This is a genomic window from Mycolicibacterium arseniciresistens (assembly GCF_030519285.1).
GTDB lineage: Bacteria > Actinomycetota > Actinomycetes > Mycobacteriales > Mycobacteriaceae > Mycobacterium > Mycobacterium arseniciresistens.
The window spans coordinates 1-9,708 of record NZ_JAUMSQ010000086.1 but is presented as its reverse complement, the minus strand read 5'-3'; the positions used below and the strand labels follow the sequence as shown (position 1 = coordinate 9,708).

At 70.4% G+C, this 9,708-nt stretch carries 12 protein-coding genes and 1 tRNA gene; 8 read left to right on the top strand and 5 right to left on the bottom strand.

The window, feature by feature from the left end; all coding sequences use genetic code 11:
• Positions 1–1,402, top strand: a 1,402-nt coding sequence (gene pdxR / locus Q2100_RS13655) for a MocR-like pyridoxine biosynthesis transcription factor PdxR (protein ID WP_302914500.1), incomplete at its 5' end; no start/stop codon positions are given.
• 14 nt (positions 1,403–1,416) lie between these two features.
• On the opposite strand, the gene Q2100_RS13650 is transcribed toward pdxR, so the two are convergent.
• Positions 1,417–1,506 (bottom strand) — tRNA-Ser (locus Q2100_RS13650).
• A gap of 19 nt (positions 1,507–1,525) precedes the next feature.
• Positions 1,526–2,038: a MarR family winged helix-turn-helix transcriptional regulator gene (locus Q2100_RS13645; protein WP_302914499.1), complete on the bottom strand. Its 513-nt coding sequence runs from the start codon at positions 2,036–2,038 to the stop codon at positions 1,526–1,528.
• A gap of 65 nt (positions 2,039–2,103) precedes the next feature.
• Here Q2100_RS13645 and Q2100_RS13640 point away from each other — a divergent pair, with 65 nt between their 5' ends.
• Positions 2,104–3,087: an NAD(P)H-quinone oxidoreductase gene (locus Q2100_RS13640; RefSeq protein ID WP_264011544.1), complete on the top strand. Its 984-nt coding sequence runs from the start codon at positions 2,104–2,106 to the stop codon at positions 3,085–3,087.
• Positions 3,088–3,099: 12 nt separating this feature from the next.
• On the opposite strand, the gene Q2100_RS13635 is transcribed toward Q2100_RS13640, so the two are convergent.
• Positions 3,100–4,296, bottom strand: coding sequence for a cysteine desulfurase-like protein (locus tag Q2100_RS13635; protein ID WP_264011543.1), 1,197 nt, complete (start codon positions 4,294–4,296; stop codon positions 3,100–3,102).
• 301 nt (positions 4,297–4,597) lie between these two features.
• On the opposite strand from Q2100_RS13635, the gene Q2100_RS13630 reads away from it, so the two are divergent.
• From Q2100_RS13630 to Q2100_RS13610, 5 genes are all read left to right on the top strand, one after another.
• A complete protein-coding gene (locus Q2100_RS13630; RefSeq protein WP_264011542.1) occupies positions 4,598–5,098 on the top strand; it encodes a bacterial proteasome activator family protein in 501 nt (166 codons plus the stop codon).
• A 12-nt stretch (positions 5,099–5,110) separates the two neighbouring features.
• A complete protein-coding gene (gene wzt / locus Q2100_RS13625; protein ID WP_264011635.1) occupies positions 5,111–5,917 on the top strand; it encodes a galactan export ABC transporter ATP-binding subunit Wzt/RfbE in 807 nt (268 codons plus the stop codon).
• Positions 5,914–6,816, top strand: coding sequence for a galactofuranosyltransferase GlfT1 (gene glfT1 / locus Q2100_RS13620; protein ID WP_302914497.1), 903 nt, complete (start codon positions 5,914–5,916; stop codon positions 6,814–6,816). Before wzt ends, glfT1 begins: the two co-directional genes overlap by 4 nt.
• Positions 6,813–7,643, top strand: a complete 831-nt coding sequence (gene wzm / locus Q2100_RS13615) for a galactan export ABC transporter permease subunit Wzm/RfbD (RefSeq protein WP_302914496.1) — start codon at positions 6,813–6,815, stop codon at positions 7,641–7,643. The genes glfT1 and wzm overlap by 4 nt, the downstream gene beginning before the upstream one ends.
• A gap of 161 nt (positions 7,644–7,804) precedes the next feature.
• A complete protein-coding gene (locus Q2100_RS13610) occupies positions 7,805–8,167 on the top strand; it encodes a TFIIB-type zinc ribbon-containing protein (protein ID WP_407667621.1) in 363 nt (120 codons plus the stop codon).
• Here Q2100_RS13610 and Q2100_RS13605 read toward each other — a convergent pair.
• Together Q2100_RS13605 and Q2100_RS13600 are read right to left on the bottom strand one after the other, a co-directional pair.
• On the bottom strand, positions 8,164–8,943 hold the full coding sequence (locus Q2100_RS13605) for a phosphotransferase family protein (protein ID WP_302914495.1): 780 nt from the start codon (positions 8,941–8,943) through the stop codon (positions 8,164–8,166). The genes Q2100_RS13610 and Q2100_RS13605 overlap by 4 nt on opposite strands.
• A 13-nt stretch (positions 8,944–8,956) precedes the next feature.
• A complete protein-coding gene (locus Q2100_RS13600) occupies positions 8,957–9,439 on the bottom strand; it encodes a carboxymuconolactone decarboxylase family protein (RefSeq protein ID WP_264011538.1) in 483 nt (160 codons plus the stop codon).
• 49 nt (positions 9,440–9,488) lie between these two features.
• Between Q2100_RS13600 and Q2100_RS13595 the strand changes: the two genes are divergently transcribed.
• Positions 9,489–9,708, top strand: a 220-nt coding sequence (locus tag Q2100_RS13595) for a GntR family transcriptional regulator (protein WP_302914494.1), incomplete at its 3' end; no start/stop codon positions are given.

Sequence of the window (9,708 nt, the reverse complement as noted above, 5' to 3'; positions counted from 1 at the left end):
AGGCTCCACTTCCATGCCGGTTTCGGGTACCAGTTCGGGGCCGGAGCTGCTGGTGCACGTGGATCGCGGCCGCCCCGTTCCGCTGCACCGCCAGCTCGCCGACGGCCTGCGCGACGCGATCCGCGCCGGCCGGCTGGCCGAGGGCACCCGGCTACCCTCGAGCCGGGTGCTCGCCGCCGACCTCGGCGTGTCCCGACGGCTGGTGGTGGAGGCCTACGACCAGCTCACCGCCGAGGGCTTCCTGCTGAGCAGGCAGGGATCCGGGACGCGGGTGGCGGCCGTCGACGGCGCCCGCGCACCGGCCGAGCGGCATACTGTCGACCCGCCGCCCCGCTACGACGTCGACTTCCGGCCCGGCACACCCGATCTCGGCAGCTTCCCGCGGGACGCCTGGCTGCGCGCGCTGCGCCTCGGCCTGGCCCGCACCCCGTCGGAGGCACTCGGATACGTCGCACCGCAGGGCGTGCCCGCCACGCGTGCGGCGCTGGCGGACTACCTGCGGCGCACCCGCGGCGTGCAGGCCGACCCACAGCACATCGTGCTCACGTCCGGCGTCACGCAGGCCGTGGCCCTGCTCGCCCGGGTGCTGGCCGACCGGCCCTTCGCCACGGAGGACCCCGGGTTCTGGCTGCACCGGATGGTGCTGCAGCACAACGGGATCGAACCCGTCGCCGCTCCGGTCGACGAGCACGGCCTCGACGTGGCGGCACTGGCCGCCTGCGGCGCACACGTGGTGCTGGCCACCCCGGCGCACCATTCGCCGACCGGCGTGGTGCTCACCGCGGCGCGGCGCACCGCCCTGCTGGACTGGGCGCGGGCCGGCCACCTGGTGGTCGAAGACGACTACGACGCCGAATACCGCTACGACCGTGCGCCGGTCGGGGCCCTGCAGGGGATGGCGCCCGACCGGGTGGTGTACGTGGGGTCGACGAGCAAGACGCTCGCCCCGGGCCTGCGGATCGGGTGGATGGTGCTGCCCACCGACCTCGTCGGTCCCGTCACCGTCGCCAAGGGGCTGGCCGACACCGGCAGCCCGGTGATGGATCAGATCGCTCTGGCCGAGCTGCTCACGTCGGGCGGCTACGACCGGCATCTGCGCCAGATGCGCCGCAGGTACGTGTCGCGGCGAAATGCGTTGTTGCGTGCGCTCGGTCGTAATCTGCCCGAGGCCACCGTGCTCGGCGCCGCGGCGGGCCTGCACCTGACGGTGCTGCTGCCCGCGGGCGTTCCGATCGACGACGTGGTGCGACGGGCGGGCGCGATGCGGGTGCGGGTGGAGGCACTCGCCCCCTGTTACCACGATCCCGTGGCCGCACCGCCCGGCCTGATCCTGGGCTACGCCAACCTGACCGAGACCCAGATCGGCGAGGGCGTGCGGACACTGGCACGGGCGGTGCGCTGAGCCGCGGCGCAGCGTGGCGGTGGCGGAGGGATTTGAACCCCCGGACGGTGTTAGCCGTCTCTCGCTTTCAAGGCGAGTGCATTAGGCCGCTCTGCCACGCCACCGCGCAACAGGATACGGGCTCTACGCGCGCCCGAACTTCGCGGGCGGCGCGCTGGTCTGCAGCCCCACGCTGATCCGGCGGCAGTTCTCCCCCATCGCCGCGACCTGCGGACGCGACAGCCTGCCCAGGAAGTGGGCGCGGACGTCGTCGCCGTAGGTGATCATCGCCTTGCGGACGTGGTCGCGGCCGTCCTCGGTGATGGCCGCCAGCACCCCGCGCCCGTCGTCGGGACTCGCCCGGCGCTGCACCAGCCCCGCCGTCTCCAGTCGCCGGATCTGCCGGGTGACCCGGCTCGGCAACGACATCAATCCGTCGGCAAGGTCTCCCATCCGGGCGGACCCGGTGGGTGACTTGTCCAGCATGTCCAGCAGTCTGACGTCGTTGAGCGTCAGGTGATGCGCCTCGACGAGCGACCGGTTCAGGGTCGCGTACATCCGAAGCGCGGAATCCAGAAACATTTGCCATGACCGCTGTTCAGCGATGTCAAGACCAGGCATATCACTTGCTGTGCGCCCCGCAATCATCCCCTCCATGGCGTCATGGTAGGACTTCGCCGCGATGATCGGAGCCGAACTGCACGCGTAGTAGGGTTGCGCTGATGCGTGCCATTGTCGCTTCCGCGCCGGACCGCCTGACCTGGGACGACGTCCCCGATGTCACACCTGGACCCGGTGAGATCACCATCAGGGTCGTCGCCGCCGGAGTGAACCGGGCGGATCTGCTGCAGGCCGCGGGCAAGTATCCGCCACCGCCCGGCGCGAGCGAGGTCATCGGCCTCGAGGTGTCCGGCACCGTCGCCGCGACCGGCGACGGCGTGACCCAGTGGAGCGTCGGCCAGCCGGTCTGCGCGTTGCTCGCCGGCGGCGGCTACGCGGAGTTCGTCGCGGTGCCCGCGGCTCAGGTGCTTCCCGTGCCCGACGCGGTCGACCTGCACCTCGCGGCCGCACTGCCCGAGGTGGCGTGCACGGTGTGGTCCAACCTGGTGATGACGGCCGGCCTGCAACCGGGCCAGGTGGTGCTCGTCCACGGCGGCGCCAGCGGCGTCGGCACCCACGCCATCCAGGTGGCACTCGCACTGAGCTGCCGGGTGGCGGTGACCGCGGGATCGGCCAACAAGCTGGACCTGTGCCAGGAACTCGGTGCGGACATCCTGATCAACTACCGCGAACAGGACTTCGTCGAGCGGGTGCGCGCGGAGACCGACGGCGCGGGCGCAGACGTGATCCTCGACATCATGGGCGCCTCCTACCTGGACCGCAACGTCGACGCACTCGCCGTCGGCGGCCGGGTGGTGATCATCGGCATGCAGGGCGGCCTGAAGGGCGAACTCAACGTCGGCAAGCTGATCGGCAAGCGGGCCGGCGTGATCGGCACGGCGCTGCGGGCCCGGCCGGTGGACGGGCCGGGCGGCAAGGGCGAGATCGTGGCGGCCGTCCGCACCGAGGTGTGGCCGATGATCGCCGACGGCCGGGTGCGCCCGATCGTCGGTGCGGAGTTCCCCGTCCAGGAGGCGCAGGCCGCCCACGAGCTGCTCGACTCCGGCGATGTGTCCGGGAAAGTGCTTCTGCGCGTAGCGGACTGAACGTCCGGGGGCTCAGCCCAGCGATGCCAGCGCGCGCACCAGCTGGTCGACCTCCGCGGTCGTGCTGTAGTGCGCGAGCCCGATCGTCACGGCGCCGCCGATGTCGTTGACGCCGATCACGTCGAGCACCCGGGAGTTGGCGTTGGCGATGGCGAGCACCCCGTTGTCGGCCAGGCGCTGCACCACCCGTTCGGCGGGCACGTCGCGCACCGCGAAGCTGAGCACCGGAATGCGCACCTCGGGCCTGCCGATCACCATCACCAGCGGCAGCGACCGCAGCGAGACCAGCAGGTAGTCGAACAGCCGGTTCAGGTACGACGTCGCCGATTGCATTGACAGCGAGAGTCTTTCGCGCCGGGATCCGCTGGCCGACTCGTCGAGCGAGGCCAGGTACTCGACGCTGGCGACCACCCCGGCGAGCATGCCGAACTGGTGCGTGCCCATCTCGAGCCTCGCCGCCCCGGTGGCGTAGGGATTCAGCGACACCGAACTGAACGAGTCGATGGTCGAGGGGTCACGGAACACCAGCGCGCCGATCGGCGGCCCGCCCCACGCCAGGGCGTTCACCGCCACGACGTCGGCCTCGATCTCCTCGATGTCGATCAGCCGGTAGGGCGCGGCGGCCGAGTGATCCACCACCACGAGCCCACCGACCTCGTGCACCAGCTTGGTGACCGCCCGCAGATCGGTGACGGTACCCAGGGTCGACGAACCGGAGGCGATCGCGACCAGCCGGGTGGGCCGGCTGATCAGCCCCTCCCACTGCCAGGCAGGCAGCTCCCCGGTCTCGATGTCGACCTCGGCCCACTTCACCTTGGCGCCGTAGCGGTTGGCGGCACGCAGCCACGGTGCGATGTTCGCCTCGTCGTCGAGGCGGGTGACCACCACCTCGTAGCCGAGTCCGACCCGGGCCGACGACGCGTCGGCCAGGGACGACAACAGCAGCGCACGGTCGGCGCCCAGCACCACCCCGCGCGGGTCGGCGTTGACGAGGTCCGCGATCGCCTGCCTGGCCGCATCCAGCACGGCGGCGCTGCGGCGGGCGGACGGGTGCGGGCCGACGGTGGTGGAGATGGATCCGCGGAAGGCGGTGGACACCGTCGTTGCCACCGAGTCCGGCAGCAGCATCCCGTGCTGGGCGTCGAAGTGCACCCAGCCGTCGCCCAGAGACGGGTGCAGACCACGCACCCGGGCGACGTCGTATGCCATGCCAGCCACCTTAAAGGGTCCGTGATTCCCGACAACCGGCTCGAAGCCGGTGGACGCACGGCCGTCGCCTGCCGATGCCTGACGACATCCCCGAGGCGCGCCTGGGCCGGACGCCTGGGCCGTAATACTAATGCAGGGAGCTCGCGGATCGGAGTGCTAATCGCGCGGTTGTTGCTGGTGGCCCCGACGCGCAGGTCGGGACGGGCCCGTCCCCGGCAATGGGGCTCCGGGGACGCGGACTACTGTCGCAGGCGACGACCAGAGTCAGCGTGAGACAGGGAATACAGGGAACCTCAGGGACATGACTATGAGCTCCGACGACGACAACATCGAGATCATCGGTGGTCCGGACGGCGACTCCGGCGACAACGACAGGTCACTGACGGACCTGGTGGAGCAGCCGGCGAAGGTGATGCGCATCGGCACGATGATCAAGCAGCTGCTCGAGGAGGTGCGTGCGGCGCCGCTCGACGACGCCAGCCGCAACCGGCTGCGCGACATCCACCAGACCAGCATCCGCGAACTCGAGGAGGGCCTGGCGCCGGAGCTGCGCGACGAACTCGACCGGCTCACGCTGCCGTTCCAGGAGGGCACGCCGTCCGACGCCGAGCTGCGCATCGCGCAGGCACAGCTGGTGGGCTGGCTGGAGGGGCTGTTCCACGGCATCCAGACCGCGTTGTTCGCCCAGCAGATGGCCGCCCGTCAGCAGCTCGAGCAGATGCGTCAGGGTGCGCTGCCGCCGGGCATCGCGGCGCCGGGGCAGCGCGGACCGTCGCACCCCGGGACCGGGCAGTACCTCTAGGCGGTGACCGGTATCTCCGAGCCGCGCATCGAGACGCGCAACGCGTGGGTGGAGTTCCCCATCTTCGACGCGAAGTCGCGCTCACTGAAGAAGGCTTTCCTGGGCAAGGCCGGCGGGACGATCGGCCGGAATTCGTCGAACGTCGTGGTGATCGAGGCGCTGCGGGACATCACGATGTCACTGGAGCACGGCGACCGCGTCGGCCTGGTCGGCCACAACGGGGCGGGCAAGTCGACGTTGTTGCGGCTGCTGTCGGGGATCTACGAACCCACCCGCGGCTCGACCACCGTCACCGGCCGGGTGGCGCCGGTGTTCGACCTCGGCGTCGGCATGGACCCGGAGATCTCCGGCTACGAGAACATCATCATCCGCGGCCTGTTCCTCGGCCAGACCCGCAAGCAGATGATGGCCAAGGTCGACGAGATCGCCGAGTTCACCGAGCTCGGCGAGTACCTGTCGATGCCGCTGCGCACCTACTCCACCGGCATGCGGGTGCGGCTCGCGATGGGCGTCGTCACCAGCATCGACCCGGAGATCCTGCTGCTCGACGAGGGCATCGGCGCGGTGGACGCCGATTTCCTGCGCAAGGCGCAGACCAGGCTGGCGGCCCTGGTGGAGCGGTCGGGGATCCTGGTGTTCGCCAGCCACTCCAACGAGTTCCTGGCCCGGCTGTGCAAGACCGCGATGTGGGTGGACCACGGCACGATCAAGATGACCGGCGGCATCGAGGACGTGGTGCGCGCCTACGAGGGTGAGGACGCCGCGCGGCACGTGCGCGAGGTGCTCGAGGAGGAGCGCGCGCGCGAGGGTCGCACGTGACTGAGCATGTGATCGCGGTGGTGGTCACCCACCGGCGCCCCGATCCGCTGGCCCGGTCGCTCAAGGCGCTGGCCTCCCAGAGCCGCCCGCCGGACCACCTGATCGTCGTCGACAACGACTTCTCTGATTCGGATACCCGCGTGCGCGATCTGGTGACCGGCCAGCCGGTGCCGTCGACCTATCTGGGCTCACGCCGAAACCTCGGCGGCGCAGGGGGATTCGCGCTCGGCATGCTGCACGCACTGGCACTGGGCGCCGACTGGGTGTGGCTGGCCGACGACGACGGCAGGCCCGCGGACGCCGACGTGCTGGCCACCCTGATGGCCTGCGCCGCCCGGCATTCGCTCGGCGAGGTGTCGCCGATGGTGTGCGACATCGACGACCCGTCGCGACTGGCCTTCCCGCTGCGCCGCGGGCTGGTGTGGCGGCGGCGGGTCGACGAACTGCGCGTTGACGGCAGCGGCGACCTGCTCGAGGGCATCGCGTCGCTGTTCAACGGGGCGCTGCTGTCCGCGGCCACCGTGGAGGCGGTCGGGGTTCCGGACCTGCGGCTGTTCGTCCGGGGCGACGAGGTGGAGGTGCACCGCAGGCTGGTTCGCTCCGGCATCCGGTTCGGCACCTGCCTGGACACCAGCTATCTGCACCCGTGTGGCAGCGACGAGTTCAAACCCATCCTCGGCGGGCGCATGCACACCCAGTACCCCGACGACGACACCAAACGGTTCTTCACCTACCGCAACCGCGGCTACCTGCTGTCGCAACCGGGCCTGCGCAAGCTGCAGGTGCAGGAGTGGGTGCGGTTCGGCTGGTTCTTCCTGGTGTCGAAGCGCGATCCGGCGGGCCTGCGTGAGTGGGTGCGGCTGCGCCGGATGGGCCGACGCGAAAGGTTCTCTCGATGACGTTCACCGACGCGGCTGCCCAGTCGCGGACCTTCGGCAGGGCGTGGGGCGATCTGGCCGGCGGCTTCGGCAAGCGCGAGCTGTGGCTGCAGCTCGGCTGGCAGGACATCAAGCAGCGGTACCGCCGGTCGGTGCTGGGCCCGTTCTGGATCACGATCGCCACGGGCGCCACCGCCGTCGCGATGGGGCTGCTGTACTCGAAGCTGTTCAAGCTCGAACTGGCCGAGCACCTGCCCTACGTCACGATGGGGCTGATCGTCTGGAACCTGATCAACGCCGCGATCATCGAGGGGTCCGAGGTCTTCATCGCCAACGAAGGTCTGATCAAGCAGCTTCCGACCCCGCTGTCCGTGCACGTGTACCGGCTGGTGTGGCGGCAGCTGATCCTGTTCGGCCACAACATGATCATCTTCGTGATCATCGCCATGATCTACCCGAAGCCGTGGCGCTGGACGGATCTCGCGGTCTTCCCGGCGCTGTTCCTCATCATGCTCAACTGCATCTGGGTGTCGCTGTGCTTCGGCATCCTGGCCACCCGCTACCGCGACATCGGGCCGCTGCTCGCCTCGCTGGTGCAGCTGCTGTTCTTCATGACGCCGATCATCTGGAACGAGGCGACGCTGCAGCAGCAGGGTGCGGGCAACTACGCCCGCCTCGTCGAGTTGAACCCGCTGCTGCATTACCTGGACATCGTGCGTGCGCCGCTGCTGGGCGCCGACCAGGAGCTGCGGCACTGGCTGGTGGTGATCGTGCTGACCGTGATCGGCTGGATCATGGCGGCGTTCGCCATGCGGCAGTACCGCGCGCGGGTGCCGTACTGGGTCTAGGGTCCGCCACTAGCGCCGCGAGATCGACATCGCGGTCGTGATCAGCCCATCTCAACGACCCAGGTGTCGATCTCGGCGGGTATCTCGCGGCGCTAGTCGATCGCTCAGCGCAGCCATCTGACGTACAGGCACTTCTCAGGCGGTTCGGCCGTTGACGACATATGAGCATTCCGCCATATGAACCGCCGCCGTCCGCGTCGTCGCCCGGTGCCGGTACCCAGCTGCTGTGCCCGAAGTGCGCGGGGGTCATGAAGACCTACGAGCGCAACGGCATCCACCTCGAGCAGTGCGACACCTGCCGAGGCATCTTCCTGGACTTCGGCGAGCTCGAGTCGCTGACCCAGCTGGAGAACCGGTTCGTTGCGCCGCCGCCACCGCCCCAGCAGCAGGGCTACGGCCAGGGGTATTCGCAGGGCTACGGCCAGAGCCATGGACACGGCTACGACCAGGGGCCGGGCTGGGGCCACCGCGGCAACAAGCGCTACCGCAAGCAGGGCTTCGGCGGGCTGTTCTTCTCCAGCTAGCGCCCCGTCATCCTGGCGCAGGCCGCCACCAGCAGGTCGTCGTCGGGGTGGTTGGCGGCGGCGTGCACGACGGCCGCCCGGGCGAACGGTTCGAGCACCGGCCACGGATCGGCAGGCGCCGCGGGTAGCGCGACGCCACCGGCGTCCCGGTAGGCGTCGAGGAACACCGCCCAGTCCTCATCCGGGATCAGCCCGGCCGCCCAGAAGCCGGCCGGCCGCGCGAGGTCCCACGCGGGGTCGCCGACGCCGAGGTCGTCGATGTCGATGAGCAGCCACGGCGAGTCCGGCATGCGACGGCCGAGCTGGCCGAGGTGCCAGTCGCCGTGCACCAGCACCGCGGGCCGGTCCGCGCTGCCCGTCCGCCACGCCGCCTCGGGCAGAGCCGCCGCCGCCGCGTACACGACGCCGCCGCCGAGCAACCGCGCCCGGTTCACCGACCGGCGCAACCGGGCCGGCCAGCCGTGCGGCAACCGCCGCTCCGGCCCCTGCGGGGACTCGGCGTGCAGCGTCGCCAGCAATCGTGCGGCGGCCTCCCAAGGAAGTCGATCCGGTTCCTGCGCAACGGTTTCCACCAGTGGCCAGCGCGTGCGCCAGCGGTCGCCGACGGGGTCCGGGTGATCGCGCAGCGGAGCGAGCAGACAACCCGGCCCGGACGCGGCGAGCCGGGCTGCGATGCGGAGGCGGACGGTCAACGCCCTCGGGTCCGTCCCGGCCCGGTGCAGCTTGTGCACGACGTCGCCGACGACGTCGATCTGCGCACCGGACCGGGTCAGCACCCGTCCACCGTAATCAGCGACGCGGCAGCGGGTTCGGCGCGGCGAGATTGATCCGGTTCCACGCGTTGATGGTCACCGCCATCGCGATCACCTGCGCCAGTTCGCGCTCGGTGAACACCTCGGCGGCGCGGTCGTACACCTCGTCGGGCACCTGCCCGCGGTTGGCCACCTCGGTGACGGCCTCGGCCAGCGCCAGAGCGGCCCGCTCGCGCTCGTCGAACAGGTCACCGGCCTCCTCCCAGGCGGCGATCAGCGCCAGCCGCTGCTCGGTCTCGCCCAGCTTGCGGGCGTCGTGGACGTGCATGTCGAGGCAGAACGCGCAGCGGTTTATCTGCGACGCCCGGATCTTCACCAGTTCGCCGATGATCGGTTCGACGTCCCTGGCCGAGGCGTTCGACAGCTGCATCATCGCCTCGTAGAGCTCGGGTGCGGCCTTGAACATCTTGATGCGGTTCGGCTTGTGGTCGATGGTCCGGGTGTCGAGTGTCTGTGTCATGCCGCCAACGCTAGTGCGGAAAAGCCCATCCGCATGGTTCAATCCGGGCATGACTTCGTGGGCCAATTCTGGGGCGCGCGATCTTCATCTCGATCTGCGCGCCGTGCGCCCCGGCACCCGAGGCGTACGTGACCAGCTGATCGACGCGTTGCGCGACGCCGTGCGGTCCGGCCGGCTGGCCGCGGGCACCATGCTGCCCCCGTCGCGCACGCTGGCCGCCGACCTCGGGCTGGCCCGCAACACCGTCGCGGAGGCCTACGCGGAACTCA